The 25,401-nt window shown below is 46.8% G+C and carries 32 protein-coding genes and 1 pseudogene; 16 read left to right on the top strand and 17 right to left on the bottom strand.

Annotation, left to right across the window (positions count from 1 at the left end; genetic code table 11):
* The coding region (locus AACU19_RS23685) for a hypothetical protein (RefSeq protein WP_440939640.1) at positions 1–84 on the top strand (84 nt) is incomplete at its 5' end.
* Positions 85–336: 252 nt separating this feature from the next.
* Here AACU19_RS23685 and AACU19_RS03605 read toward each other — a convergent pair.
* From AACU19_RS03605 to AACU19_RS03580, 6 genes are all read right to left on the bottom strand, one after another.
* Positions 337–837 carry a DUF6998 domain-containing protein gene (locus tag AACU19_RS03605; protein ID WP_105278688.1) on the bottom strand — a complete coding sequence of 167 codons (501 nt, stop codon included), beginning with the start codon at positions 835–837 and terminating at the stop codon, positions 337–339.
* Positions 838–1,278: 441 nt separating this feature from the next.
* Positions 1,279–3,612, bottom strand: coding sequence for a primase-helicase zinc-binding domain-containing protein (locus tag AACU19_RS03600; RefSeq protein WP_105278687.1), 2,334 nt, complete (start codon positions 3,610–3,612; stop codon positions 1,279–1,281).
* 11 nt (positions 3,613–3,623) lie between these two features.
* On the bottom strand, positions 3,624–3,944 hold the full coding sequence (locus AACU19_RS03595) for a DUF5375 domain-containing protein (RefSeq protein WP_105278686.1): 321 nt from the start codon (positions 3,942–3,944) through the stop codon (positions 3,624–3,626).
* Complete coding sequence (locus AACU19_RS03590; RefSeq protein ID WP_001216601.1) at positions 3,941–4,168, bottom strand: hypothetical protein; 228 nt, start codon at positions 4,166–4,168, stop codon at positions 3,941–3,943. Before AACU19_RS03590 ends, AACU19_RS03595 begins: the two co-directional genes overlap by 4 nt.
* Positions 4,165–4,716, bottom strand: coding sequence for a host cell division inhibitor Icd-like protein (locus AACU19_RS03585; RefSeq protein ID WP_105278685.1), 552 nt, complete (start codon positions 4,714–4,716; stop codon positions 4,165–4,167). The genes AACU19_RS03590 and AACU19_RS03585 overlap by 4 nt, the downstream gene beginning before the upstream one ends.
* Positions 4,713–4,979 (bottom strand): helix-turn-helix transcriptional regulator, encoded by a 267-nt coding sequence (locus AACU19_RS03580; protein ID WP_001572534.1) that lies wholly within the window; start codon positions 4,977–4,979, stop codon positions 4,713–4,715. Before AACU19_RS03580 ends, AACU19_RS03585 begins: the two co-directional genes overlap by 4 nt.
* A 541-nt stretch (positions 4,980–5,520) precedes the next feature.
* Between AACU19_RS03580 and AACU19_RS03575 the strand changes: the two genes are divergently transcribed.
* From AACU19_RS03575 to AACU19_RS03560, 4 genes are all read left to right on the top strand, one after another.
* Entirely contained in the window at positions 5,521–6,264 is a 744-nt protein-coding gene (locus AACU19_RS03575) for a hypothetical protein (protein WP_024154759.1), read from the top strand.
* 3 nt (positions 6,265–6,267) lie between these two features.
* Positions 6,268–6,507 carry an STY4826 family bacteriophage gene regulatory protein gene (locus tag AACU19_RS03570; protein ID WP_000468231.1) on the top strand — a complete coding sequence of 80 codons (240 nt, stop codon included), beginning with the start codon at positions 6,268–6,270 and terminating at the stop codon, positions 6,505–6,507.
* Positions 6,508–6,522: 15 nt separating this feature from the next.
* Positions 6,523–7,089 carry a phage polarity suppression protein gene (locus AACU19_RS03565; RefSeq protein ID WP_105278684.1) on the top strand — a complete coding sequence of 189 codons (567 nt, stop codon included), beginning with the start codon at positions 6,523–6,525 and terminating at the stop codon, positions 7,087–7,089.
* A gap of 301 nt (positions 7,090–7,390) precedes the next feature.
* Complete coding sequence (locus AACU19_RS03560; protein ID WP_157945116.1) at positions 7,391–10,027, top strand: hypothetical protein; 2,637 nt, start codon at positions 7,391–7,393, stop codon at positions 10,025–10,027.
* Positions 10,028–10,059: 32 nt separating this feature from the next.
* Here the strand turns inward: AACU19_RS03560 and AACU19_RS03555 are convergent, their stop codons facing one another.
* The 11 genes and pseudogenes from AACU19_RS03555 to AACU19_RS03505 form a co-directional block, all read right to left on the bottom strand.
* Complete coding sequence (locus tag AACU19_RS03555) at positions 10,060–11,250, bottom strand: integrase domain-containing protein (protein ID WP_061351738.1); 1,191 nt, start codon at positions 11,248–11,250, stop codon at positions 10,060–10,062.
* Between the two features lie 288 nt (positions 11,251–11,538).
* Positions 11,539–12,438, bottom strand: a complete 900-nt coding sequence (locus AACU19_RS03550; protein ID WP_001212083.1) for a DNA adenine methylase — start codon at positions 12,436–12,438, stop codon at positions 11,539–11,541.
* A gap of 79 nt (positions 12,439–12,517) precedes the next feature.
* On the bottom strand, positions 12,518–14,251 hold the full coding sequence (locus tag AACU19_RS03545) for an AAA family ATPase (protein ID WP_001603287.1): 1,734 nt from the start codon (positions 14,249–14,251) through the stop codon (positions 12,518–12,520).
* A gap of 58 nt (positions 14,252–14,309) precedes the next feature.
* On the bottom strand, positions 14,310–15,476 hold the full coding sequence (locus AACU19_RS03540) for a site-specific integrase (protein WP_061358153.1): 1,167 nt from the start codon (positions 15,474–15,476) through the stop codon (positions 14,310–14,312).
* Positions 15,437–15,643 (bottom strand): hypothetical protein, encoded by a 207-nt coding sequence (locus AACU19_RS03535; RefSeq protein ID WP_001331174.1) that lies wholly within the window; start codon positions 15,641–15,643, stop codon positions 15,437–15,439. Before AACU19_RS03535 ends, AACU19_RS03540 begins: the two co-directional genes overlap by 40 nt.
* A gap of 59 nt (positions 15,644–15,702) precedes the next feature.
* On the bottom strand, positions 15,703–15,918 hold the full coding sequence (locus AACU19_RS03530) for a hypothetical protein (protein ID WP_001331173.1): 216 nt from the start codon (positions 15,916–15,918) through the stop codon (positions 15,703–15,705).
* Positions 15,915–16,277, bottom strand: coding sequence for a phage protein (locus AACU19_RS03525; RefSeq protein ID WP_001222408.1), 363 nt, complete (start codon positions 16,275–16,277; stop codon positions 15,915–15,917). The genes AACU19_RS03530 and AACU19_RS03525 overlap by 4 nt, the downstream gene beginning before the upstream one ends.
* A complete protein-coding gene (gene yfdR / locus AACU19_RS03520) occupies positions 16,268–16,804 on the bottom strand; it encodes a 5'-deoxynucleotidase (RefSeq protein ID WP_000008236.1) in 537 nt (178 codons plus the stop codon). The genes AACU19_RS03525 and yfdR overlap by 10 nt, the downstream gene beginning before the upstream one ends.
* Before the next feature lie 81 nt (positions 16,805–16,885).
* A pseudogene (locus AACU19_RS03515) lies at positions 16,886–17,204 on the bottom strand (hypothetical protein).
* A 274-nt stretch (positions 17,205–17,478) separates the two neighbouring features.
* Complete coding sequence (locus AACU19_RS03510) at positions 17,479–17,754, bottom strand: hypothetical protein (protein WP_021563905.1); 276 nt, start codon at positions 17,752–17,754, stop codon at positions 17,479–17,481.
* Positions 17,755–17,947: 193 nt separating this feature from the next.
* The gene (locus AACU19_RS03505) at positions 17,948–18,622 is read right to left on the bottom strand and encodes a LexA family protein (protein ID WP_000848748.1); all 675 of its coding nucleotides are present in this window, start codon (positions 18,620–18,622) and stop codon (positions 17,948–17,950) included.
* Positions 18,623–18,712: 90 nt separating this feature from the next.
* On the opposite strand from AACU19_RS03505, the gene AACU19_RS03500 reads away from it, so the two are divergent.
* The 11 genes from AACU19_RS03500 to AACU19_RS03450 all read left to right on the top strand — a co-directional run bounded on the left by AACU19_RS03500 (position 18,713) and on the right by AACU19_RS03450 (position 25,233).
* Entirely contained in the window at positions 18,713–18,913 is a 201-nt protein-coding gene (locus tag AACU19_RS03500) for a YdaS family helix-turn-helix protein (RefSeq protein WP_000649477.1), read from the top strand.
* A gap of 43 nt (positions 18,914–18,956) precedes the next feature.
* Positions 18,957–19,514 (top strand): protein YmfL, encoded by a 558-nt coding sequence (gene ymfL / locus AACU19_RS03495; RefSeq protein ID WP_000515829.1) that lies wholly within the window; start codon positions 18,957–18,959, stop codon positions 19,512–19,514.
* A 175-nt stretch (positions 19,515–19,689) separates the two neighbouring features.
* Complete coding sequence (locus AACU19_RS03490) at positions 19,690–19,869, top strand: DUF4222 domain-containing protein (protein WP_001250269.1); 180 nt, start codon at positions 19,690–19,692, stop codon at positions 19,867–19,869.
* The gene (locus AACU19_RS03485) at positions 19,859–20,800 is read left to right on the top strand and encodes a helix-turn-helix domain-containing protein (protein ID WP_000104967.1); all 942 of its coding nucleotides are present in this window, start codon (positions 19,859–19,861) and stop codon (positions 20,798–20,800) included. Before AACU19_RS03490 ends, AACU19_RS03485 begins: the two co-directional genes overlap by 11 nt.
* Positions 20,797–21,291: a PerC family transcriptional regulator gene (locus AACU19_RS03480; protein ID WP_072146855.1), complete on the top strand. Its 495-nt coding sequence runs from the start codon at positions 20,797–20,799 to the stop codon at positions 21,289–21,291. The genes AACU19_RS03485 and AACU19_RS03480 overlap by 4 nt, the downstream gene beginning before the upstream one ends.
* Positions 21,291–21,944: a phage N-6-adenine-methyltransferase gene (locus tag AACU19_RS03475; RefSeq protein ID WP_001355692.1), complete on the top strand. Its 654-nt coding sequence runs from the start codon at positions 21,291–21,293 to the stop codon at positions 21,942–21,944. The genes AACU19_RS03480 and AACU19_RS03475 overlap by 1 nt, the downstream gene beginning before the upstream one ends.
* Positions 21,941–22,267, top strand: a complete 327-nt coding sequence (locus AACU19_RS03470; protein WP_000210155.1) for a LexA family transcriptional regulator — start codon at positions 21,941–21,943, stop codon at positions 22,265–22,267. The genes AACU19_RS03475 and AACU19_RS03470 overlap by 4 nt, the downstream gene beginning before the upstream one ends.
* The gene (locus tag AACU19_RS03465) at positions 22,264–22,653 is read left to right on the top strand and encodes a RusA family crossover junction endodeoxyribonuclease (RefSeq protein ID WP_000767113.1); all 390 of its coding nucleotides are present in this window, start codon (positions 22,264–22,266) and stop codon (positions 22,651–22,653) included. Before AACU19_RS03470 ends, AACU19_RS03465 begins: the two co-directional genes overlap by 4 nt.
* 19 nt (positions 22,654–22,672) lie before the next feature.
* Entirely contained in the window at positions 22,673–23,470 is a 798-nt protein-coding gene (locus AACU19_RS03460) for a KilA-N domain-containing protein (RefSeq protein WP_105278681.1), read from the top strand.
* Between the two features lie 7 nt (positions 23,471–23,477).
* Positions 23,478–24,467 carry a DUF968 domain-containing protein gene (locus AACU19_RS03455; protein WP_105278680.1) on the top strand — a complete coding sequence of 330 codons (990 nt, stop codon included), beginning with the start codon at positions 23,478–23,480 and terminating at the stop codon, positions 24,465–24,467.
* A 13-nt stretch (positions 24,468–24,480) separates the two neighbouring features.
* On the top strand, positions 24,481–25,233 hold the full coding sequence (locus AACU19_RS03450; RefSeq protein ID WP_105278679.1) for an antitermination protein Q: 753 nt from the start codon (positions 24,481–24,483) through the stop codon (positions 25,231–25,233).
* The last annotated feature ends 168 nt before the right edge of the window (positions 25,234–25,401 follow it).

Here is a 25,401-nt window from a genome sequence, read left to right as displayed (position 1 = left end):
GGGCATCTCGGGGTGGGGTATAGCCATGGTGCCGGTGTGGAATCCCCGTGGAACGCGGTGGCTGGTGTGAACTGGTCGTTCTGACCATCAACGAAAAAGCCCACATCTGTGGGCTTTCATATCACCAGGAGCCGCGGCTCCTTTGCGTATCCTTTTATGTCTCCTCACCGTCTGGTCGGTGTCTTGCTGAGACTTCTAACTTCCTGTTTTTGTTGGTGTTGTCCTTGCACCGTCCAATCATGATTGCTGGCGGAGTCTGAATAAATTACTCAATGCTTTAAATATAAAGGATTTTTTCGTATTCAACTTTCAGTTGTGTACCTAAACGTGTACCAATTAAAGGATCTCAGGTTCAACATCCTTGCTCCAGCGGAGACGGCTAATGGACTTGAATTTTGCTATGCCTAGCTGATTTCGCTCATTTCTAGACTTTGACCCCGGAGCTTGAAGAGCTGCGACTACTACATCTCGTGATGCTTCATACATGGCAAAAGCATCATAATTTTCATCAAGCAAAACTAAAAGAACAGAATCAAATGGCTTAGCTATATCAATAGCACCAATTCTCGCAGAGACTTTTTTAGGATCAGGCATATATCGACCTTTGATTTGAACTCTATATTCTTTCCCGTCCAAAATCTCAGTCGCATCGTATCCGGACTGACGTGCTGAACATAGTGACAACCCGAGAAGAGTTGCAGCTTCATGTTCAGCTATTTCTCCAGTGATTCCGAGAGGCTTATTGGTTAGTTTGTAATACCTTAGCGCCACATCTTTAGCTTCATTTAGTATGTTTAAAATTTTTTCATGGTTTTCTTGAAGCAAAGTAGTCCCCATAAAATTCCCTTTTGCTTAACACGTTACGAATTAACGTGCTGTCTTGGTGAGGCTTTCAGCTAACTTGGATCTTTCCATAAAGTATGGAGAGCTACATCATACTCAAAAAAAGTTTTTTTACATTTAACTGTTCACACTGTTCACCATGCTTATTTTCTATTTTAAATCATAAAGATAAATGGTGATGAGTTGGTGAAGAGTGAACAGTCGACTCTTCACCTTTGTGATTTTTTCTCGCTCTGGATGCGCCCGGTCAGGCGATGTGGTGGAGGGATAAAAAGTTTTTTTAGGTTTTACTGTTCACACTGTTCACCTATGGTTTTTTATCAATAATTTCATGGTGATACAGGGTGAATATACGGTGAAGGGTGAACAGTGGATTGTTCACCCTGTGGCAATGGCCAGAAAGGAAAAGACCGGCTGTTGCCGGTCTGAGTGAGGTTATGTCGCTGTGGGGGCGTCACACTTCGGCAGCCAGTCGCCGTAGCTTTCCTCTTTCAGCGACAGGTTGGTTTGTATCCCCTGCTTGGTGTGCCGCTTCTCATAATTCAGGCCGTACTCTTTCAGCATCATGGGCAGCCCCAGCCCGAACATTTTCAGGCTGAGCACGTTCCTGTATCCGTTAGCCTCCATATAGGCCAGATACGCATGATAGAGATATTTACGATAATTACGCGGGATGATGCTGGCATTCCCCATAAACATCCCGTTGGTCTGCGGGAGCATCTCCAGATAGCCGCAAAAATCAAACGTCGGGTCAGCATCGCGCATAATGCTGAGTGCCTCGTCGGAGTTCTGCTGCGACTGGAGCAGTGCGCGCGCGGTCATCGGGTCGCTGAATTTCTGCATAAGCTGGCGCACGATGACGGCCAGCTCGCGTGCAATTTTATCCCTGAGCTGCGGGTCGCGTTCCTCCGGGGCAATCTGCTCCGGGAAATGAATAATCACCCGGCGACGGGAGACGCCGCCGCTGCGGTCGGTGAAGCGCATCGGGTTATTGTTCACGGCCAGAATCACCGCCGGAATATGCGTTGAGTACGGATTCTGGTATTTCGGGTCAACTGAAACTGCATCGCCGCCGGTGATGGCCTTGAGTCCTGCGCCGTCACCGCTCCATTTTTCCTGGTCTGGCAGACGGATTAGCGAGAAGCCAATCAGGGAGGCACGCTTGCGCGGGTCTTCCAGTGTGTCGATATCGGCTGACGTGGCATTATCTTCCCCGGCGAGCAGGGTCGCGATTTCGGCCAGAATACTTTTGCCGCTCCCGCCGGGACCGGTGACTTCGAGAAAGAGCTGCCAGTCGTAGCGGTTCGCCAGCACCATAAACAGCGCAGCCAGAATCACATCGCGTTTTTGGGGATTTTTACCGGCCGCACGGTCGAGCCAGCGCCAGAAGTTCGTCGCGTAAGTCTCCAGCGTTTCTCCGTCCACCGGCGGGGTGAAATCCACGTCGCACAGCGTGCGCAGCCAGTGCGATTTACTGTGCGGGCTGAACAGGCCACTTTGGGTATCGAGTTCCCCATTGCGAAAGCCAATCAGACGGCGCGCCGGTGTATCCTGCTGCGGAATAATCAGTTTCAGGGTCTCGACCACCGAGGCAATTTTCCCTGACGAGAACGGGGCGCGCAGGCGCTGGAATAAATCAGCCACATTCCGTGAAAAAGTGGCGGCAGGGATATTTTTCCAGATGCCGTTTTCATAGCGGGACAGGAGCTGGCCGTTAGCATCCACCGCCAGCGCTTCGCTGTAGTGCTCATGCACCCGCAAAGCCTTGTCGCTGGCGCTCATGGCGGTAAATTCCGCCTCGCTCATGGTGTCGAACGGACTTTGCGCCGGTGGCCGGATGGCGTCATAAATGGCTTTCCGGGTGGCTTCTTCACCTTTCTGCATAAACGCATCATTCCAGTCACCGAACACCGGCGGCAGGGCAACAATGCCCTCACAGGCATCTGCGGCCGCAGCGGCTTTACTCTGGCCGTCGCCGTTAAGGTCACGGTCGGCGGCCAGGACAATCTGACAGGCCGGATATTTCTGACGGGCAAGGCTTGCCAGAGAAAGGAGGTTCACGGAGGACAGCGCCACCATGACGGTTTCCCCTGTCAGGTGATGCACGGTGAGCGCGGTCGCATAACCCTCCGCAATCCACAGGCGTTTTCCGGCCTGTTTTTTCCCTTCGATGATATGACATGCCCCTTTGACCTGCCCGCCTTTCAGGGTGCGTTTGAGACCGTCTGCATTGATAAGCTGAAGGTTAACCAGTACGCCGGTATTGTCATACAGCGGGACAACCACATCCCCGGCGCGGAACGTCACGCCGCCGGTTTTATGCATGGCGGTGAGCGTCAGACATTCCAGAGCGGGGAAACCCTTGCAGGTGAGGTAGGCATTGCTGGTGGCTGGTCGGGTTTTCTCCATGAGCCTGACGGCCAGCGTGGCCGCCGCTTTGCGGTCGGCCTCCGTTTCAGCCTCTGCGACCGCAATCACTTCCGGGGCAACCGGCGGCAGGTTGCCGGTCTCGGCGTTCACCTTCCCGGCCGCCTCTGACGGGGTCACGCCAAACACTTTTTCTACCAGCTTAAGCCCGTCACCCGCGCCGCACTGATTGCAGAACCACGTCCCGCGTCCCTCTTTATCGTCAAAGCGAAAGCGGTCGGAGCCGCCACACACCGGACAGGTCAGATGGCGGTTTTTGATGACCGTTACCCCCAGCGCCGGGAGAATGCGCGGCCAGTGGCCGCACGCCTGTTTTACGGTGTCCGTTACGTTCATTTTCATGGTGTTCTCCCTCAGTGCAGTGCCGGTGCGGTGATATGACGGGCGCAGAGTTCATCCATCACGGCCAGCCCGAGAAAGGACAGCGACGGCGCGGCCTTGAGTGGTTCGGCTTCCATTAAATCTTCGAGCAGGGCACAGGCAATCTGGCGGCCTTTTTCCTCGCCGTGCTGGCGCAGGTAAAAGCCCTCCAGCTCGGCGGCAATGGCGCTTTCCAGCGCGTCGAGGGTGAGGTGCGGGTAGCGGTGCTGGCGTTCGCACAGGGTCAGCCATGCACAGGCCACGGCGCGACGATACTGCGCGGCGCGTAATACGGGCGGTAATGGCTGTTTCATACGTTACCCTCCCCGGTCAGCCACTGCTGATTGCAGCGTTCGACCACGCCGTCGAGCTGGGCGGTCATGAGGTAAATCACGGAGGTGAGCTGTAACTGCTGCGCCGGGTCACGACGAACGGTGGCGCAATCCTGCACCTGCATCAGCTCATTGACGAGCTGGCCGACATTGCGCATATGCTCAAGGCATTCGAGGTCACGGGCGGTAATGGTGGTGTGTCTCATGCGCGCACCTCCAGAACCGGCAAACGGCCAGCGAACGAGAGGATGTAATCGCGAACGAGGGAAAGGCGTGCGGCGTGCTCGTCACCGGCAACGGTGCGCAGCATGCAAATACGGGGTTTACGGTCTGCGCGACGAACGGCGGCAAACACAAAGACAAACTGCGGGTGTGACGGGGTGAGGGTCATAGCCATAAGGGCAACCTCCATAGTTAGCTGGTTACAGCTACCATCGGAGTTCCTACGCTCATGGGTGGTAGCCCAGACGGGGGTAGGAATACCGGTAACTATGAGAACCGGCCAGCCCGAAGGCTGCCCCGCCTGAGCCACCATTACGCGATACCCACAATGGCGAAAAGGCCACTGTGTATTGAATGGGTGCATCAAGGCACAGACACAAAAAAAGACGCAAGGCGCGTCCGGTGTCGCCATAGTTAAACACGGGTTCCTACGCCCGGCTGCCGATTTTGCGACAGCGGGAAAACTATACCTGGAAACGGCGAAAAGAAGCAAGCCAGAAAAAGGGGCTGTTTGCTGAACGGTCATCATCATGCGTCATAGCCCCGGTTACGTTCGGCAATGCGATCCGCCATCCATGCAGTGATTTCAGACTGCGCCCACGCCACATTTTTCCCGCCGAGGGAGATTTGTTTCGGGAAGGCTTCCCGGCTGATGAGGTCGTAAATGGTCGAGCGGGACAGGCCGCACAGATGCATCACTTCGGGCAGACGGATAAAGCGTTCGTGAACGGTATCAGAAACCGGCATCAGCGGCGCGGCAGGGGTAGAAGACGGGGAAGAAAAAGCGGTGTGCATCGGGCTACCTCACAAAGTCCATACAGTGCCGGTCGTGTCCGTCCGGCTTCGGGTAGCTCTCTATTTTGTGAATATTTTCCCTCAGGGCAACAAGTCATTTTGTAGTACTCCACCACACAACAGAGCGATTTTTATACAGTGGCAAACGTTGGCCGTTTTTTGGCAAACGTTGGCAAACCGGTGGCCCATTGCTGATTACTTTTGTTTATATACTTCTGTTTTTTTAATCGCTAAAAAATCTAATAGGTTGACTGGCTTCACAAAGTGAAGGGTGAACAGTGGTGAACAGACGGTGAACAGTCAGACCCTCAACTATTCACCCTTTAACTTACTGTATCGCTTATCTTTTTATTTAGGGTGAACAGTGGTGAATAGTTATAAGCAAAAAAACAAACGGTGAGTAAGGTTTTCCTGCGACCCTTCTCTGGCCAGCCTGATTTTAAGGTCTGTTTGTGCCAGCACTCTGACAACGGCAATGAATCGTGTTGTTGTGCAGGAGGCGTCAGAATCATTTCAGGTTGAACACACGGAGAGCCTGAACATGAAACCCGAACTCATTATCAAAGCCATGCAGACCGTTATCAGTAAACAGGATGAAGGCGCGGAACAACGTATTGCCGGTGCGCTGGCCGCACTTAACGAAGCAAAAGACGCACACACGGCCAGCATGGGTAAACTCAGCGACATTGAGGCTTCCATTCAGCGTTGTGAGCAGGAACGACAGACTGCCCTCAGTGAAAGCGCACAGGCCGAACAGGACTGGCGCAGCCGCTTTCGAACCCTGCGCGGCAACCTCACTCCTGAACTGAAAGCTGAACACAGTAAACGTATCGCCAGCCGAGAACTGGCTGATGAGTTCACCGGTCTGATTACCGAGCTGGAGAAAGACAAAGGCCTCGCCATGCTTGGCGCATGCTCCTCCGGTACGGCTTATATCAGCGCCCACGAAAAAGCATTCACCACTTACGCCAACAGCGAATGGAAGAAAGTGCTGGCCGGTATCAGCCCTGCACTGTTACGTGCCTTCCTGTTGCGTATACGGTCGCTGGAAATGAGCGGAGAAACCTCGCCGCGTGCGACCGTGACCCGCGAGCTGGGCGATGCCCTGAATCTACAGTCAGCCCTGTATCATTTCGATATGGAGCAGGAACCGGTTCTGTCCGTAACGGGCATGAATCGCCCGGTCATAACCGGGGTTGATATGGCGCTGTTAAGAAGCCCCGCCAGACGGATGAAGCTTGCCGCTGAACTGGCCGCAAAAGACCACGAACAGGCAGAGGGCTGAATTATGTTTCACTGTCCGTTCTGCAAAAAGACCGCGCACGTCCGTACCAGCCGTTATCTGTCGGAAAACGTCAAACAACGTTATCACCAGTGTACCAATATCGAATGCTCGGCCACTTTCCGCACCATCGAGTCGGTTGACGGTGTGATACGTGCCGCACCGGAAAAAACCGACCCCGCACCGGTGACGCCACCGCCGCCGCGTAAAGTACAGGGCTGCTACAGCTCGCCGTTCCGGCATTAATCAGGAGAGAGACACGTGACCACTGTGACATTGCAGCAGGCCTTTGAGGCCTGTCAGACGAACAAAAACACTTGGCTGAAACGTAAAGCCGAACTGGCTGACCTTGAGCTTGAATACCGTGAACAGCTCCTTGCTGGTGACGAACAAATCCCGCGCAGAATGCAGGATTTGCGCGACAATATCGACGTGAAAAAATGGGTGATTAATCAGGCTGCCGGTCGCTATATCCGCTCACATGAGGAAGTGCAGCACATCAGCATCCGCAACCGGCTCCATGACTTTATGCAGCAGCACGGCGCGGATCTGGCCGCCACGCTGGCGCCTGAGCTGATGGGATATCACGAACAAATTCCCGCAGTAAAACAGAGCGCCATGCAGCACTCGGTTGATTATCTGCGTGAAGCCCTGTCGGTGTGGCTGGCCGCAGGTGAAAAAATTAATTATTCCGCGCAGGACAGCGACATTTTAACGGCTATCGGATTCAGGCCTGATGCGGCCTCGCGGGATGATAATCGCCAGAAATTCACCCCGGCACAGAACCTGATTTACACCCGCCGACGTGCAGAACTGGCCGCACGGTAGCACGCAAAAAAAAAACCCGAAAATTCCGCTATTTTTTCTGAAAAAAGCCATGCATCCATAAGGTGCATGGTTTTGCATGCAAATCCTCGTATTTTTTATCCCACGCAACACCAGTACCGGCGCGGCCTGAGTCGGGTCATGCACCTGCATTAAAAGTGACCTCTTAAGCGGGCAGGCGTGGCGGGGAGAGCATTGCGCGCTAATTGGTAATGAGCTAATTTACACAAATCAATATACAGGGCATGCAAAACCATAGAGGGTTTTATCTTTGGTTTACAATACCCAAAAAACATAAGGACGAATGATGGGTAAAAGATTGTTTTGTTATATCTCTGGTTTTTTTATTTTTTTTACTTTATGTATTCTTGTTTTTTTTTGTAAAAATGAGTGGTGGTGGTTGTTTTCTAATTCTAGTGATTTAAAAAAATTGGGGTTTGATTGGATATTTAGTGCTTGGGGGGTCTCCTTAGGTATACACGGTACAATCAGTGCGTTGTCATTAACTTTTATGAGTGTGACTGTTGATGCTGTTAATAAATCCTCACCTCATGCGTTGGAAAGTTATATTAGGAAAAAGATACTGGATGAAATCAACCTTGTGCAGTTTGGTATTGATGCAATATCAACCTTGATAATTTCATTCTTCTTTTTTGTTTTTGGTGGTGGTATTGCTCAGTATGTGGTGTCACAATTACTATCAATGTATTTTCTTTTGAAGTATTTTAAAACATACTTGAAATTATTTAACATGTCACGTAATAAGAACTTCGCTGTTGAGTATTTACAATCTCACTGCTCAAGTCTTGTCAAGGGTTATACCTTGTTAGAGGATGCTAACTCTGAATTACATGATAAGATTTTAAATCTAGTTAGAGATTTACCAAATGGATATTATTCTTATGGCAAAATGAAAATGCAAAAGCAACAACCATATAGCATAGGGATATATGGGGGTGATAATGTTTTGACTGTTGACATAGATTTAGAGAAATTCCATAAACTAAACAATTTTTTAAATGGAATGAAGATAAAAGGTTTATTGGATGAATATGAAATTATTGTGCCAAATATTAACCTGCATAGTAGTGGAAGCAAAACTATAGAAGTTAATTATACGGCTAAAAAAATTTTGGATAAAAAATCATCAAAGAAAGTTTCTTCTTTGATTGTTGGTGTGTTAATAACAGATAATGAATTTAAAGTGATTAATCATTATGATGAATTAATTAATGGGGTTGTCATCTATCTGTATAGTGCTCTTTTGGAAAATAACAGAGAGTCAATAAGAAATGCTATTAATGTTTTTTCATGCTTAGTTAATGGGGATGTTTCAGCATATCCTTTTGATATAGCTTTTGGACTGTCATATCAATATTTAAATAATTCGGATGTGAAAAAAAATTCTATTGATGAGTTAATGAATAATTTTTCTGAGTTGAATGTTAATCTTAGAAAGAAAACTGCCGCGTTAGAATTTATAATACAGATAGCAAAACTCTCTTTAAATAGAGATGACTTTAATGCTTTTATCAAAAATCATGAAGATACCTTGAATAGTTATTTGAGTTATCACGATGATAACGCAGACTATTATGAAGTCATTAAAGGGTTGATTGAATCTGCATGCAATGAGTTAGATTACAGTGCGATAATGTTTTGGGGGGATTACTTTAATGCAGGAACTAAGCATCTTAGTGTCAAGTATTTGAATTTAGAAAAAAGAAATGCTAGCGAAATTATTTCTGTTATATTTAAAATTCAGCGGTTTGTTTTAACTGTTCTTCAGATGCGTTGGAGCGCAATTCAAACTGACAATAAAAGTGACGTGGAGATCGATGCGATAATTAATGCTAGCAAATTGTGGAGCGATCTTGCTATCTTTTCTAATTATACAGATGAAATTGAGTTATATGGAATGTTATTTGGTTCTTATGAAGAAAGAATTCGTGCAAGTATAGATGAACAACGAATTAGAAATCTCCCGGAAGGTGAGGCCTATACTGTTACAGAATATCACTATGCAATAAGAGCATTAGTCTTTATATTATTGGTTTTGGCTGTAAAACGTAGAGGGTTTAACCTGAGATACTTGTACGACTGGCGTAAATTAGTCGATGTGGTGGGATTTAGTTCTAACGACTATCACCTGCTAATTAAAGCGTGTGAGTCTCCTGAATTAGATATAATGGTAACATCTATGGGGTATGATAATAATGAAGTGAAAAGGGAAGTGGATTTAATTAAAGATAAATTTGATATGATGTTGGAGTATAAGAGCAAAGAAGTTACGAGAAAAGTTATAAAATCGACAATGGATAAGAACATTGTATTACGCTTTAAAATAGATGTGAATTTACATTTAAATAAATGGCTTGTTAGTACATTAAATGTTGATTTATCCAAGCTTCCTATATGCCATAAAACAAGTGAACTAATTTTTTATCCATCAAAACGTGAGTTTTTAGGCGTGGTTGATGATGTTTCATATTTATCAAGTGCTGGGCTATATGGCGATGGAATCATATCTATATATAAGCAGCAATTATTCAATTGTGTCAAAGCAGGAGGGCGTTTTTTAAAATTTAATGATGCTGATATAGAGAAGAGTAATTATATATTATTTGTGAATAAAAATTCAGTTAAGAACTATAATTATGAAGTTTATAAGGATTATAAGTTAACTTACTTCTTTGAGGACGAAAATGCCTTGAATAATATTTATGCTGTAAGTTTGGATAGTTTTACCTTCTTTAGAGGCTTTGATAGTAATGATGCTTGTCATATCGAAATTAAACAAATAACAAAAGATAATTACCGTCTTTATTCAAGAGCAAGAAATTTAAATGATGATGATGAGATTTTCGAAAAGGTAATATTGAAACTCTACCCTAATTTTAAAGTGTCTTTTAATATTGATGATGTAATATTTACTGAATAAAGAAGTGGAGCCTGCATTTCAGCAGGCTCTATTTACTTCTTATAGACCTGTGCACCCCACCAGTTAAATAGTATTATTTTTTTATCTAGATATGTAGAACGATTATAAGCTCTTCTAACTTCATTTCTATCAGAGTGTGCTAGAGCAGACTCAATGACGTCAGCATTGAATCCCGCCTCGTTCATAGCTGTACTCGCAATTGAACGTAAACCATGTGCAACCAACTTTCCACCATAACCAATCCGCTTTAAGGCAGCGTTCGCCGTCTGGCTATTCATTGGCTGTTTGGGATCATTTCTACTGGGGAAGACATGTTCACGATGAGCACTAATAGGCTTCATTACTTCCAAAATTTCTAACGCCTGGGTTGATAAAGGAACGATATGCTCTCGATTTGCTTTCATCCGCTCTGCTGGAATTGTCCAGAGCCTGGCATCAAGATCGATCTCTACCCACCGAGCGCCAGAAGCCTCAGATGGACGCACGAGCGTCAGGAGTTGCCATTCAATTAGACAGCGGGTCGAAACTGAGAGATTCGACATCACCAAAGAGCGCATGAGCTTTGGCAATTCTTCTGGTCGAAGTGTCGGCATGTTTTGCTTTTTCGGTTTCTCAAATGCCATTCCGACACCCGATGCCGGATTAGCATCAATCAGGCCTGTGTTAACTGCGTAAATCATTATTTCGTTAATGCGCTGGACCAAGCGACGAACAGTTTCTAATGCACCTCGTGCTTTGATTGGTTCCAACGCTTCAACTATAGTTCTGGCCTTAATCTCCTGAACAGGAATCGCGCCTATTGCAGGGAACACATCCTTATCCAAAGAGCGCCAAATATCTTTAGCGTAGTCTTCAGTGACACTTTTGCTCTTCATTTTGAACCAGTTGGCGGCCACAGTTGAGAAAATACTATCCAACTCAATCTGACGTTGTTCTGATGCCTGCTCTTGTTGCTGCTGCGGATCCATACCTTGCGCAAGCGTGGTTAAGTGCTGGTCGCGTATCTGACGAGCTGCTGCGAGTGTAAGGGCAGGATATGAGCCGAGACTCAAATTTGTGCGGCTGCTGCTTCCCGGTCGTTGATAACGGAAGCGCCAGAGTTTTTTACCAGTGGTTTTGACGAGCAAGAACAAGCCATCACCATCATGAAGGGTGAAGTCTTTTTCACGGGGTTTGGCTTTAAGGATTTCATTGTTAGTGAGGGGGCGTGTGATACGCGCCATGTCTGGATCCCTTCCATAATTGGTACACGTTTAATGGACCACAGTATAGCGTGTACCTAAACGTGTACCAATTTTCTCTGGATTTAGCCGGATGTTCTCGGACAACGACAGACACAAAAAAGCCCGCAGGGCTTGTGCCGTGCGGGCTTTCTGTGCTTCACCGGACGTATCCGGATCATGATTTGGTGGAGCTGGCGGGAGTTGAACCCGAGTCCGTATTTTTATAATTAGCTGAAATAAAACGATTAATACTAACCATTTTATTCTGCGGATCTTTTGCGGCTCCTTTTATGTCTGGATGTGGTCGTCAACACATCCTCTTTTAAATACAGGCGCTTTTACCTTAGTTGGATCATCTGTTTTAAAGATTTTCAATCGTTCACTGAAGAACATTACCTCAGATCCTTTGTACCGATCTTGAGCACTGTAGTTTATTCCATATACTAATGATGATGTCTTATACATAGCTTGGATCTCAGGAGTGTTATCGTAAGAAACAATCCAAGGTGTTTTAATATTATTCTGTACGACTTTTGCAACCCTAACATGATCATCATGATTATAATGGTTGATATATAAACCTTTACCTTTTATGTAATAAGGTGGATCCAAATATGTTAATGAGTTTTGTGGCAATTGAATAACTATTTTTTTAATGAAATCAATTGCATCCATGTTATATAAATCTATTCTGTGACGATTTTCTGATATTTTATGGATTCGAGAAATCAAATCACTCTTATTATAGCGAGCGTCAAGCTTCCATTTCCCTTCTTGATTTTTACCGCCAATTACTCCACCTTTTAATATTCCAGAACGATTTGTTCTATTGAGAAAAAAGGTTGAGAAACCAATTGTTAAAAGATCATGGTCTTTAGGATTATTAATTATATCTTTCTGCCTAAACCATTCATCCATTGTAACTTCAGTTCTTTCAATTAAAGAACATAATTGATCTGCATGATTTAATACACTGTGCCAAAAAGCATAAACAGAAATATTAATATCATTAAGGATGATTTTTTCAGCTGCATTTAGATGTAACAGTTTCAATGCTAAACCAGCACCCCCAGCATATGGTTCGGCATAATGTATAGGCGAAAGATTATTTTCTTCAATAAGCCGAAGCATGAAATTTGCAAGCTTGCCTTTACCGCCAGGATAGCGAAGTGGGGTGTTAAAACGCATATGATACCTCTAAATGTCAGATCTAAAGTATATCAAAAAAAGGGCTTTGTGGCCATCACATAAAGCCCTTTTTAATCAATTAGTTATCTGACAGATATGATGAGATGGTAGCAGAATCGACACCATGTCCACTTGTCATAATAACTTTAAGACTCTTTATTAGTTCATTCTTGAAGCTATCCGATTGCACAGGATTTTTCTCGACCCAATATCGATATGGGTTATCTTTAACTCGCCCTTTTACTTGGGCCTGAAATTGAGTCGTATGTGCAAAATCTTTAAACAGTTTTCTAACTATCCCGCCATGGTTTTTGTTAACTTTTTTATAATTATCTATAAGGATTTTTAAATCAATCGGAGCGTTACCAATTTTTAGCGTTGCAATTATGTCTTTAGCTGTTTTCATAAAAACAGCTTTTGTAAATTTATTTTTATTTTCCCAATATGCATCATCAGGTGGTAAATTATATAAAAACTCAAAAATCATTTGGTCTGGAGGTAAGGTGCTTGGAAGCAAACATAAGTTTTTTTCTTTTTTGGCTTTTTTTGCATTAGCACTATTGTCGTGAACAACATCACCGTCTAAGACGATCAAGCTTTTAGCTGTAAATTCTGGTATTTTTCTTGCCATTAAGTCAAGCATGGCAGAGCAGCTAATATTTATATTCCCTAATGGATTTAATATTTTATTTATTTTTCGATCTGTTATCAATTGTTTGAAAAAGTCGAAACCTTCTTTGTCTTCAAAATATACATTTGCCTTTGGAAGACAAATGTCATCATTAATTTTTACAGTTTCAACATGTAAATCAGCGTGGATATCTGTCCATGAAAGATTATTCTTTGTTTTAATATCTCCATATGTGTCTGTAAGATATATTGTTTTAAAGCTATCACTATCTTGTTTTGAACGATTATAGATATCCTCTATTATTAATGGAGAGTGCGAGGTCATGATTATTTGCAGATCGTATTGTTTTGCTGCTTTAGTTAGAATATTAATTAGCTCTAACTGTGCAGCAGGGAAAAGACCTGCATCGGCTTCATCAATTAACAATATTCCGCCATGATAATCAGAATAAGTTTCCTTCAATCTTTTAAATGAAAAAATTGCTTGGATTAATTGTCCAACATTATCTTCACCAACAGATACTGATTGGTGATCATAATTGTCACCATGGACAACCATTGAATCGATAGTACCTTTTGTTGCTGTTACTGAGCTTCCATTGTTTTTTAGTAAGAGTTGGTTACTCATCATTCTGATTTCATCAGAATTTTCATTGATGTACTGAACATCCCGTGTTGAGTAATCAGTCCTTAATGTAATAGGAAGAAGTCGTGCTAAGCTTAAAAAAATAACAGGATGAGTAACGTTTCTACTTTGGTTTTTTTCCGGTATTGAATCATTTCCCCTGACTACAGGCCTTGATTTATCTCTGTCACTGTAGCTGTATAAACCTAATGTTAGTTTTTCAAGATGTTTGTTCGATGCACCATCATAGACACTAATTTTGACGTCCATTGAACCAGGAACATCAAATTGTTCTGAAAGCCTAAAATGTTCGCTGAAAGCTGACTTGAAGCTGCCATTTGTTAATGTTTTATATTGTGTTAAATCAGTCTCAGGGTTTTTGGTAAAGTCCTTTGTAAAGCTAAATATTTGGGCGATAATGCCAAGAATTGTGGATTTAGATGTGCCATTTTTACCACAAATAACAGTTAGGCGAGAACCAAACTCGATGTTTATATTTTTCAGTCCGCGAAACTTCACAACATTTATATTTTTTAGTTTGGTAATTTGATTTGCCATGTTTCTATCTTGCTCCGTAAAATGGCCACAAATTGTGGCCAATAGTTTCATGCTTGGATTATATTGTTATCTTCTTCAAGCTTGTTTGTCCATCATATTCCTTCAGATATGAGCCATAGTGCCTGAAAAGCATCTCAGGCCCTTTATGCCCCATTTGAGCTGCAAGCCAAAACAGGTTTGCTCCTCGGCTGATATGGCTGGTGGCGAATGTATGCCTGGTTTGATATGGGTTTCTGTAACGAATACCTGCTTTTCGCAATGTTGGCACCCATGCTTTTTTCCTAATTGCATCAGCACTTGCCCAAGGCTTATTGGTCTTTGGATCTTCAAAGACAGTAGCATCCTTCATGAATGTAAATGGCTTCTGATTTATCAGCGCCAACATTGCCTCTTCTGTCAGTTCAACTTTCCGAGTACCTGCTTTTGTCTTTGTCCCTTTGATAACACCGACAACACTTGCGCTCTGGACATGGGCAGTTTTTCCAACAAAGTCGATATCACGCCATCGAAGGGCACATAATTCAGAACTACGCAGGCCTGTATGTATAGCGAACCGGAACAGATTTTCCCATTGTTTGTTTCCGGCTGCTGCTAGTAATGCATCAACTTCTGCTGGTGATAGCGGATCAACCACGTAGCTGCTTTCTGCTTCTGACTTATCACTTTGGTAGCGCGAAGCAGTTACCAACGATACGGGGTTAATTTGAAGTACCCCATCGGTTACGGCTTCATCAAGTGCTGACCGCAGGAAAGATAACTGGTTGCGAATTGTTTTTAAGGTCGTTTTCTGGCTTTGAATCCACGCTTTCAGGATTGCTGGTGTTAATTCACTTGCAGGGCAAATGTGGAGTGAGGCTAACGCACTACGGCATTTTTTATAACCACCAATCGTAGAGGGTGAAAGTTTTCTCGTTTCGCAGATTTCAAGGTATTCGTCCAGGTACATTTTTACCGTTTTGCCTGCAGCAGCATTACCAAAAATTTTCAAACGAGCAGAACGGGGAAAATATTCCGCATAAATGAATGTTCCCCTTTCGATCTTATTATGAATTTCGCCGAGTGTGCGCTCGGCGTATTTTATGTTCTTTGGTGTTACTTCCAGATTGGAAAGAGGCTCACGACATTTAACTCCTTTGTAGGTGAAAGTTATATTGATCGTTTCGCCCTGGCGGTGTTTCCTGATTGTTACGCCGCGCGGTAGTTTGAGCAGTTTTGTCTGGCCCATTTTGCAACCTCACTAAGATCAATCCACCTCTCCTTAACGCCTTCAACCTTTAAAACCTGAACACCTTCACGCCAAACACCGCGCTGTACACGTTTGTTTATTGCTTCAGGAGTTTCGCCAGTTTCTTTGCAATAAGTTGAGATTGGAACACAATCGAGGTTCAGCATATGTTTCTCCACTTAGCCCGCTGCACACGGGCAGTAATATCAAATTCCAGTCCTGATAATTAATTTTGTTCCCTGGTTGCTACCTGTTTTATTGGCCTGATGCTGTCCAGTAGCAGACGGCGACGCATGTTAGGTGCCCCCCAACGGTAACCAGTCTTTTTGTCGTAGGATTCACAACGTCCGGCAACCCAGGACGTTTCAGTGGAATGTAATTTCATTCGCTTTTCACCGTCTCGGGTGATAACAATTCCTGTATGAGTTTTTATCACGCTCATTTCTTAGTCTCTGGTGCTTTCGGCATTACTGCCCAGTGAGTGATATTGACGTTTTCAAGGTCCCCGACCTGAAATGTCCACTGCCATTCTCCGGTTTCTTTTTGTCCCCAGGTGTACCAGAGAGAACGCCAGCCAATCAGCCAGCCTTCTCCGTTAGCATCAAATAACAGAACACTTTCATTTGCTGGTGGCAGTTCAGCTGACACTGGTATTATTTTGCTTTCCAGTGCCGCACATTTAGCTTCAAGCGCGTCGAATTTACGTACCAGGTACTCAGCATTTGTTTCGTTCACTTTCAGATCTCGCGGTACACATTTCCCGCGAAGAAACCCTTCCATTTCGAAAACATTTATGCGCATTTGCGTAACTCCGATAATTCGTTAAAGCGTTCCATAAACATCCCGTAGGCATGGCCTGGAGCCAGTGGAATCACGTTGAACATCTCTGTTGCCGGGATACCTTCCAGCACAGGCCAGAAAGAGCCATCATCAAGCCCGAGATCGCGGCGTTCGGTTGCCAGCATGATGAGATCGGCATATTTCACGGGTGTACTCATAACCGGGGGTAACCCGTATTTCTCACGGATTACGGCGTCTATTTTTTCTTCCATCCGTTTATAGTCAGGAAGAAGGCGTTTCAGTGGAGCCGGGATGTCCTGGCAATACGCTTCTGTTGCATCATGCATTAACGCTTCAAAAGCAAATTCCTGTGGCACCAGCTGGCTGCAAAGCACCGCATGTTGGGCGACACTGTAGAAGTGTGAAAGATGTCCTGCAAAGCGACAGATATTTGAAAGGGAAACCGCGATATCGTTAATAACGATGTCGTCTTTATTTATCCTGTCATAATAAAAATGCTTCCCGGAAAAAGTTTTAATAAATGACATTTTGTTCTCCACGTATATGCGCTGCACCGCGCTGAATTCGGGTAAAAGGAAGCCCTCACCGTCCGGCGATTATTGAGTCAATTACATTTCCATAAATGCCCCCGTAGGGGCGGTTAGTTTCTCCACAAAACAGAGAAGAACACCTGCGGTGGCAGCCGCCCGGATGGATTGGGTTATGAGCCCGTCGTCCGGTGATGCTCTTCTCTGTTTTGTAAAAAGGACGGTACCAGCCGGAAGCAAGGGTACAAGCTGGTACCGCCAAGACTACACACAGCATAAAGTTGTGGTGCCGGGTGCATCCGGTGCCTGGCGAAGGTTGCACACCAGGCGGGTGGGTATCCACAGAAGGTCGACTGTCAGCCTCAACCTTAACCCGCGTGCGCTGAGCCGCATTCACCACAACGCTAAGGATTCTCTCTGGTTGAAAATACTTAGCTGTTATGTGCCTGTCTTTTCACCACTTCAGGCTCGGTGGTATCCTTTTAAGCGCGTATACATAAAAGGAAAATCAAATGACTTTTGATGAAAAAGAACTTGATAATGTAATTAATAAAACATCGTAACGTCGCTCTTTTCCTGTCTCAGCGACACTCAGCAGAAACAGTTCTACGAATCGGCTTTTAACATGATCGAGCGTTGTTGTTTCTGCGATGCCGACGAGTTACCTGAAAAAATCAGGAAACAGTTGGCTGATGCTCTTCGAGTGCGACTTTCTGACCAATTTTCTGAAATGTGCTCTCCGAATTTGGACAAATAGAAAAAGGCCATTTCCATTCAGGGTCTGATGGAAATACTTCAGCCTGTTCCAAAGCACGGCGTAAAGAGAACACAACTCCAGCCATAATCTGATGTTTCCCATTGGTCCAGCTATCGCCGCTCTGATCTACAGGGGCGGCTATGTCGTATGACCAAACGACTTCACAGTTATTGTTTAAAATCTGGACTTTCATTTCATACACCTGCTTTAACATGAGTGCCTAGTGGCACAACATGACTCAACGAATCATCCTGGACTTCATATGCCCCAGGCGGCTACTTCGTGGGCGTCCTGCCTGTTCGTTGTTTCTCTTGGGTACATTATGTATCTCAAAGGTACATTGTCAAGTATAAAAAAACCTGCCGAAGCAGGTTCATAAACATTGATTAGGCTTTGATTTTGTATCTTCTTGGTTTTCCTGAGAAAATCACTGTACCAATTATAGAGCAATTACCGTTGATCTTAATGTAAGGCTCAGGCCAGTTTGGGTTTAACGCTTTGAGATAACGCTGTGTCCCATCTTCTATCAACCTTTTGAAGGTGGTTTCACCTGTATCGTGCATCAATGCAATAACGTCGTCACCGTGGCAGGCAGGTACTTCAGGATCGACAAAAATCATGTCTCCCGGGCGGTACTCATCAATCATTGAATCACCTATCACCCGCAAGATATAAGTCATTTCCCCACAGGGTACAGGGCAGGGATACGTTTCTGCTGTGCTCAAATCAACCTCAGAATATCCAACTTCTTTCCATGCTCCGGCCTGTACCCATGATATGACAGGGACTAATGTGATTTGTTTATTAGTGATTGAAACATCAGGTTTTTTTGTGATGTTCGTTGTCTGGTGTTCTTGATCGAGCCATCCGACAGGCAGGTCGAAACATTTTTCGATGTGTCGTGCCATGCTGTCACCGATATTTTTAGTAGCACCATCTCCCATAAACCTGCTGGTCTGGGTTGGCTCGCGATCAATCATAGTGGCAAAGGAAGAATTCCCGCCAACACCATCTCTCAGTTTTCTGGCGTTAGACCGCCGGATGTCATGGATTGTTTTCATAACGAAATTAAAACCCTTGTACCGTTAAGGTACAAGTATCTTGAAGGTTCATTTCAATCATGTAATATGTACACCGGAGGTACATATTGTATGAAAGCGTATTGGGACTCTTTAACCAAAGAACAGCAGGGCGAGTTGGCCGGAAAAGTTGGCTCAACACCTGGCTACTTACGGCTGGTTTTCAATGGCTATAAAAAAGCCAGTTTTGTGCTGGCTAAAAAACTTGAGCAATGCACGTCAGGTGCAATTACGAAATCTGACTTAAGACCGGATATCTATCCGAAAGATTAGCAGAACACTTTCAATTTTTAACCACAGAACGATGAGGCTAATCGTGGGTAAGCATCACTGGAAAATAGAAAAACAGCCTGAGTGGTACGTGAAAGCTGTCAGAAAAACTATCGCGGCGTTGCCGGGTGGTTACGCTGAAGCGGCTGACTGGCTCGATGTAACAGAAAACGCTTTATTCAACCGCCTTCGTGCAGATGGCGATCAGATTTTCCCGCTGGGATGGGCAATGGTTTTACAGCGTGCTGGTGGCACTCACTTCATTGCTGATGCTGTGGCGCAGTCTGCAAATGGCGTCTTTGTGTCTCTTCCTGACGTCGAGGATGTGGACAACGCCGATATTAACCAGCGTCTGCTGGAAGTCATTGAACAGATCGGCAGTTATTCAAAACAGATTCGTTCAGCAATCGAAGACGGTGTAGTGGAACCGCATGAGAAGACAGCAATTAACGACGAGCTGTATCTCTCAATTTCGAAGCTGCAGGAGCATGCAGCACTTGTCTACAAAATTTTTTGCATTTCAGAAAGTAATGACGCCCGCGAGTGTGCAGCTCCGGGCGTCGTGGCGTCGATTGCTTCTGGTTGTGGAGAAACTAACGCATGAACAGTTTAACAACACACTACCGTCGCTCGCAACTGATTGCGCTTCCTGTACCGGGTGGAAAAGCGAAGGTGGAATATTGCTATGCAGTGAATGTACCAGGTGACAGGGAAATTGTAACCCACAGCTTTGCAGAGTGGGCTGTGGGTGATTTCAACCGGCAGAAGGAGACAGTCCTTTGCGACAAGTTAACCGCTGGTTCAAAGATCACTACGGAGTGCCCGTCAGAGTCATTCGTTGGGAGCCGGAAACACAACGTGTTATCTACCTCCGCGAAGGCTATGAGCATGAGTGCTTCAGCCCGCTCGAACAGTTTCGTCGTAAATTCAGGGAAATAGAGGTCGGTCATGAGCACTAAATTAACCGGCTATGTATGGGATGGTTGCGCTGCATCAGGCATGAAATTATCCAGCGTGGCAATTATGGCCCGCCTGGCTGATTTCAGTAATGACGAAGGTGTGTGCTGGCCATCAATTGAAACCATTGCCCGCCAGATTGGCGCGGGAATGAGTACCGTCAGAACGGCTATCGCACGGCTGGAAGCAGAAGGTTGGTTAACGCGTAAGGCGCGTCGCCAGGGTAACCGCAATGCGTCGAATGTTTATCAGCTTAACGTTGCGAAGCTTCAGGCAGCGGCATTTTCTCAACTGTCAGATTCTGACCCGTCAAAATCTGACGCATCAAAATCTGACCCGTCAAAATTTGATGCGTCGAAATCTGGCAAAAAAGCGGGTTTTCACCCGTCAGAATCTGGCGGGGATCCGTCAGTAAAATCAAAACATGATCCGTCAGATAAAAAAACTTCTCGTCCGGACGCTTCGCAACCGGACACGCAGACGGCTGAACAGGAGTTTTTAACTCGCCATCCTGATGCGGTTGTATTCAGCCCTAAAAAGCGCCAGTGGGGAACGCAGGATGATTTGACCTGCGCACAGTGGCTCTGGAAAAAAATCATCGCCCTGTACGAGCAGGCCGCCGAATGTGACGGCGAGGTGGTTCGTCCCAAAGAACCGAACTGGACAGCCTGGGCAAACGAAATTCGCCTGATGTGTGTGCAGGATGGTCGTACTCATAAACAAATCTGCGAGATGTACAGCCGCGTCAGTCGCGATCCGTTCTGGTGCCGTAACGTGCTCAGCCCGTCGAAGCTGCGGGAAAAATGGGATGAGCTTTCCCTGCGCTTATCGCCGTCCGTCAGCACGTACACCGAAAAACGCGAAGACCCGTACTTCAAAGCCAGTTACGACAACGTGGACTACAGCCAGATCCCGGCAGGATTCAGGGGGTGAGCATGAGTCTTTTGAATGACGTTCAGAAATTCATTGAAGCCCATCCGGGCTGTACTTCCGGAGATATTGCGGATGCTTTTGCCGGTTACTCACGGCAGCGCGTTCTGCAGTCAGCAAGCAAGTTACGTCAGAGTGGGCGTGTGGCTCACCGTTGTGAAGGAGATACACGCAGACATTTCCCGCGCCTGACTGAGAGAGCGCAGGAACCGGAACCACAACCAGTTCGTGAAACCAGACCTGTGCGCAATTTCTATGTCGGCACTAACGATCCCCGTGTGATTTTGTGCCTGACCCGCCAGGCGGAAGAACTGGAGTCCAGGGGCTTATACCGTCGTGCTGCAACCGTGTGGATGGCGGCATTCCGTGAAAGCCACTCCCAGCCAGAACGAAACAATTTTCTGACGCGTCGTGAGCGGTGCTTACGGAAAAGCAGCAAGCGCGCTGCATCGGGTGAAGAGTGGTATCTGTCAGGGAATTACGTGGGGGCTTAATGAGTAATAAATATTGCCAGGCGCTGGTGGAACTGCGGAACAAACCAGCCCATGAACTGAAGGAAGTGGGCGATCAGTGGCGCACGCCGGACAACATTTTCTGGGGAATTAACACCCTGTTTGGCCCGTTTGTTCTGGATCTGTTCACTGACGGTGATAACGCCAAATGTGCCGCGTATTACACGGCGGAAGACAACGCGCTGGCGCATGACTGGTCAGAACGTCTTGCGGAGCTTAAAGGTGCTGCCTTTGGTAATCCCCCATACAGCCGCGCCAGTCAGCATGAGGGGCAATACATCACCGGCATGCGTTACATCATGAAACATGCCAGTGCCATGCGTGATAAGGGCGGGCGCTATGTTTTCCTGATCAAAGCTGCCACCAGCGAAGTGTGGTGGCCGGAAGATGCAGATCATATTGCTTTTATTCGCGGGCGTATTGGTTTTGAACTGCCTGTCTGGTTTATCCCGAAAGACGAGAAGCAGGTACCGACAGGAGCTTTTTTCGCTGGTGCTATTGCTGTTTTTGACAAGACCTGGAAGGGACCGGCAATCAGCTACATCGGGCGCGATGAACTTGAGGCATGTGGTGAGGCGTTTCTGGCGCAGGTTCGCCAGCAGGCGGAAAAACTGGTCAGGGAGATGGCGGCATGACGACGTTAACTCAATGCCAGCAGCAGGTGCTGGATATGCTGATTTCTTATCAGAAAGAACGTGGCTTCCCGCCAACCAATCAGGAGGTGGCAACCATGCTGGGATACCGTTCGGTGAATGCAGCGGTGGAGCATCTTCGCGCACTGGAGAAAAAAGGCGTCATCACGATAAAGCGTGGCGTGGCCCGGGGGATAACGCTTCATACCGCGGTGAAGGACGACGACAGCGAGGCGGTCGGGATTATCCGCGCACTGCTTGCCGGTGAGGAAAACGCAAGGCTGCGTGCAACCCACTGGTTACATGAGAGGGACCTGAAAGTATGAAGCTGATCCTGCCTTTTCCGCCCAGCGTGAACACGTACTGGCGACACCCCAACAAAGGGGCGTTTGCTGGTAAGAGCCTGATAAGCGCGGCGGGGCGAAAATTCCAGAGCGCGGCGTGCGCAGCAATAGTTGAGCAGTTACGTCGTCTGCCGAAACCAACGTCGGCACCTGCTTCAGTGGAGATCGTGTTGTTTCCTCCGGATAACCGGATCCGCGATCTGGACAACTATAACAAGGCGCTGTTTGACGCCCTGACCCACGCGGGTGTGTGGGAGGACGACAGTCAGGTGAAAAGAATGCTGGTGGAGTGGGGACCGGTTATCCCGGAAGGGAAGGTCGAGATCACTATCAGTAAGTACGAGAAAACGGCGGGTGCAGCCGCCTGATCAAGAGGAGAAACGAAGTATGAATAATCTGATGGTCATTGATGGTATTGAAGTTCGTCGTGATGCTTATGGTCGTTACAGCCTGAACGATCTGCACAGGGCTGCTGGTTCTCTGGATAAGCATAAGCCCGCATTCTGGCTCCGCAATGAGCAAACTGAACGCTTAATAAGCGAGTTGCAGATTTGCAACTCGGTCAATATAGCGCCAGTTAATGTCATTCGTGGTGGAAATAACCAGGGAACGTATGTCTGCAAGGAACTGGTGTATGCCTATGCAATGTGGATTAGCCCGTCATTCCATCTGAAGGTGATCCGTACTTTTGACATGGCAACCAGCATACCGGAAAAATTATCCGGGCAGGCTGCTGACAAGATGCAGGCTGGTGTGATTCTGCTGGACTTTATGCGTCGGGAGTTAAATCTGTCTAACTCATCTGTGCTTGGGGCCTGTCAGAAACTCCAGGAGGCTGTTGGCTTACCGAATCTGGCACCGCGCTATGCCATTGATGCTCCTGCTGACGCGCCTGATGGCTCAAGCCGCCCCACGCTGTCACTGAGTGCACTGCTGAAGCAGTATGGTATCCGCCTGACAGCTAATCAGGCATATCACCAGATGGTGAAGCTGGGGATCGTCGAGCAGCGCGAACGATACAGCCGTACCGCGATTAACAACATCAAAAAATTCTGGTCGCTGACAGCGAAAGGCTGCATGTTCGGCAAGAATATCACCAGTCCCGCAAATCCGCGCGAGACGCAGCCGCATTTCTTCGAATCCCGATTCCCTGAGCTGTTAAAGCTGCTCGATACCGTTCATTGAGGTGACCGTGAGAGCACTACTGACCCCTGAAATAGCCCCGCGTATGGGGATCGTATTGTTCAGACCCAGTTCAGAGCTGATGCCCCTGTTTATGCAGGGGCGTGTCCTGCTGGAGCCTGAGCCGGAACGTTATTCATCTTTCGCCAGTGGTGCCGTTCCCGCGGCATCACAACCGCTGGCGGATGATCCTGCCGTTCGGGCCGTGTTCTGCAATGAGGCAGTGATCCGTCGTGCTGGTGGCGTGGAATGTCTTGAAAGCTGGTTACTTCGTGAAAAGGGCTGTCAGTGGCCTCATTCCGACTGGCACAGCGAGAACATGACCACAATGCGACACGCGCCGGGCGCGATCCGTCTGTGCTGGCACTGCGATAACCAGCTGCGCGATCAGTTCACGGAACGGCTGGAATCAATGGCAACGGATAACTGTGCCCGCTGGGTGTTGTCTGTTGTGCGTCGGGATCTCGGTTTTGATGACAGTCACGTTGTGACAATGCCGGAACTGTGCTGGTGGCTGATTCGTAATGACCTGGCGGATGCCTTACCGGAAAGTGCAGCCCGTAAGGCACTGAGATTACCGAAGCCTGTTGTGCCGTCTGTCACCCGGGAAAGTGACCTTGTGCCTTCGATTCCTGCCACCAGCATCATCCATGATAAGGCGAAAAAGGTGCTGGCGCTGAAAGTGGATCCGGAGTCGCCGGAGTCTTTTATGTTACGCCCAAAACGTCGCCGCTGGGTTAATGAAAAGTACACGCGCTGGGTTAAGACACAGCCGTGTGCATGTTGTGGAAAGCCTGCTGATGATCCCCACCACCTGATAGGTCACGGTCAGGGTGGAATGGGAACAAAAGCGCATGACCTCTTTGTGTTGCCTTTGTGCAGAAAGCATCACGACGAGCTGCATGCGGATACCGTGGCATTTGAAGAGAAGTATGGCTCCCAGCTGGGGCTGATATTTCGTTTTATCGATCGTGCGCTGGCAATAGGCGTACTGGCGTAAGTGGAGAACGAGCATGAACCTTGAAGCCTTACCAAAATATTACTCCCCAAAATCTCCAAAATTGAGTGATGACGCACCGGCGACAGGCTCGGGTGGTTTAACAATTACAGATGTGATGGCTGCGCAGGGGATGGTGCAGTCGAAAGCACCGCTTGGGTTTGCCTTATTCCTGGCAAAAGTTGGTGTTCAGGATCCTCAGTTTGCGATTGAAGGTCTGCTCAATTACGCGATGGCACTGGATAACCCGACATTGAACAAATTGAGTGAAGAAACCCGGCTACAGATCATTCCTTACCTTGTGAATTTTGCCTTTGCTGATTATTCCAGGTCTGCGGCAAGTAAGGCTCGCTGTGAGCATTGTGCTGGTACTGGATTTCATAATGTATTGCGCGAAGTGGTGAAACACTCCAGAAGCGGGGAGTCTGTTATCAAGGAAGAGTGGGTGAAGGAACTATGTCAGCATTGTCATGGTAAGGGAGAAGTCAGCACAGCGTGCAGAGGGTGTAAGGGTAAAGGTATTGTCCTGGATGAAAAAAGAACCCAGCTTCATGGCACGCCTGTTTATAAGATTTGTGGGCGTTGCAATGGAAACCGATTTAGCCGTTTACCAACCACACTGGCGCGGCTTCATGTCCAGAAGCTGGTACCAGACCTGACGGATTATCAGTGGTACAAAGGATATGCAGATGTCATTGATAAACTGGTTACAAAGTGCTGGCAGGAGGAAGCTTACGCTGAAGCACAATTGAGAAGGGTGACGAGATAAGCGATTTTCGCCGAAGATAACGACATAATGCTTGTGTTTCTCAAAAAATATGGATAAGATTTTCTCAACGATGGGGCTTGTGTATCTATCGTTGAACAATTTTTACGACCTCGCTATTGCGAGGTTTTTTTATGCACAGAAAACCCCCAGCTAGGCTGGGGGTTCCGG

The sequence above is a fragment of the Escherichia sp. MOD1-EC4550 genome, assembly GCF_963876935.1.
GTDB classification, from domain to species: domain Bacteria; phylum Pseudomonadota; class Gammaproteobacteria; order Enterobacterales; family Enterobacteriaceae; genus Escherichia; species Escherichia coli_F.
The sequence above is the reverse complement of the archived record's forward strand: the minus strand, read 5'-3'. Positions and strand labels throughout refer to the sequence as shown.

Excerpts from the sequence above, each read along its gene's own strand:
- AACU19_RS03600 (WP_105278687.1), bottom strand. The coding sequence starts at position 3,612 with ATGAAAATGAACGTAACGGACACCGTAAAACAGGCGTGCGGCCACTGG.
- AACU19_RS03500 (WP_000649477.1), top strand. The coding sequence starts at position 18,713 with ATGAAAGCGTATTGGGACTCTTTAACCAAAGAACAGCAGGGCGAGTTG.
- yfdR (WP_000008236.1), bottom strand. The coding sequence starts at position 16,804 with ATGTCATTTATTAAAACTTTTTCCGGGAAGCATTTTTATTATGACAGG.
- AACU19_RS03575 (WP_024154759.1), top strand. The coding sequence starts at position 5,521 with ATGAAACCCGAACTCATTATCAAAGCCATGCAGACCGTTATCAGTAAA.
- AACU19_RS03470 (WP_000210155.1), top strand. The coding sequence starts at position 21,941 with ATGACGACGTTAACTCAATGCCAGCAGCAGGTGCTGGATATGCTGATT.
- AACU19_RS03535 (WP_001331174.1), bottom strand. The coding sequence starts at position 15,643 with ATGCTGAACCTCGATTGTGTTCCAATCTCAACTTATTGCAAAGAAACT.
- AACU19_RS03570 (WP_000468231.1), top strand. The coding sequence starts at position 6,268 with ATGTTTCACTGTCCGTTCTGCAAAAAGACCGCGCACGTCCGTACCAGC.
- AACU19_RS03550 (WP_001212083.1), bottom strand. The coding sequence starts at position 12,438 with ATGCGTTTTAACACCCCACTTCGCTATCCTGGCGGTAAAGGCAAGCTT.
- AACU19_RS03505 (WP_000848748.1), bottom strand. The coding sequence starts at position 18,622 with ATGAAAACAATCCATGACATCCGGCGGTCTAACGCCAGAAAACTGAGA.
- AACU19_RS03460 (WP_105278681.1), top strand. The coding sequence starts at position 22,673 with ATGAATAATCTGATGGTCATTGATGGTATTGAAGTTCGTCGTGATGCT.
- AACU19_RS03465 (WP_000767113.1), top strand. The coding sequence starts at position 22,264 with ATGAAGCTGATCCTGCCTTTTCCGCCCAGCGTGAACACGTACTGGCGA.
- AACU19_RS03475 (WP_001355692.1), top strand. The coding sequence starts at position 21,291 with ATGAGTAATAAATATTGCCAGGCGCTGGTGGAACTGCGGAACAAACCA.
- AACU19_RS03605 (WP_105278688.1), bottom strand. The coding sequence starts at position 837 with ATGGGGACTACTTTGCTTCAAGAAAACCATGAAAAAATTTTAAACATA.
- AACU19_RS03485 (WP_000104967.1), top strand. The coding sequence starts at position 19,859 with ATGAGCACTAAATTAACCGGCTATGTATGGGATGGTTGCGCTGCATCA.
- AACU19_RS03595 (WP_105278686.1), bottom strand. The coding sequence starts at position 3,944 with ATGAAACAGCCATTACCGCCCGTATTACGCGCCGCGCAGTATCGTCGC.
- AACU19_RS03450 (WP_105278679.1), top strand. The coding sequence starts at position 24,481 with ATGAACCTTGAAGCCTTACCAAAATATTACTCCCCAAAATCTCCAAAA.
- AACU19_RS03560 (WP_157945116.1), top strand. The coding sequence starts at position 7,391 with ATGATGGGTAAAAGATTGTTTTGTTATATCTCTGGTTTTTTTATTTTT.
- AACU19_RS03585 (WP_105278685.1), bottom strand. The coding sequence starts at position 4,716 with ATGATGATGACCGTTCAGCAAACAGCCCCTTTTTCTGGCTTGCTTCTT.
- AACU19_RS03555 (WP_061351738.1), bottom strand. The coding sequence starts at position 11,250 with ATGGCGCGTATCACACGCCCCCTCACTAACAATGAAATCCTTAAAGCC.
- AACU19_RS03540 (WP_061358153.1), bottom strand. The coding sequence starts at position 15,476 with ATGGGCCAGACAAAACTGCTCAAACTACCGCGCGGCGTAACAATCAGG.
- AACU19_RS03580 (WP_001572534.1), bottom strand. The coding sequence starts at position 4,979 with ATGCACACCGCTTTTTCTTCCCCGTCTTCTACCCCTGCCGCGCCGCTG.
- AACU19_RS03590 (WP_001216601.1), bottom strand. The coding sequence starts at position 4,168 with ATGAGACACACCACCATTACCGCCCGTGACCTCGAATGCCTTGAGCAT.
- AACU19_RS03545 (WP_001603287.1), bottom strand. The coding sequence starts at position 14,251 with ATGGCAAATCAAATTACCAAACTAAAAAATATAAATGTTGTGAAGTTT.
- AACU19_RS03530 (WP_001331173.1), bottom strand. The coding sequence starts at position 15,918 with ATGAGCGTGATAAAAACTCATACAGGAATTGTTATCACCCGAGACGGT.
- AACU19_RS03510 (WP_021563905.1), bottom strand. The coding sequence starts at position 17,754 with ATGAAAGTCCAGATTTTAAACAATAACTGTGAAGTCGTTTGGTCATAC.
- AACU19_RS03525 (WP_001222408.1), bottom strand. The coding sequence starts at position 16,277 with ATGCGCATAAATGTTTTCGAAATGGAAGGGTTTCTTCGCGGGAAATGT.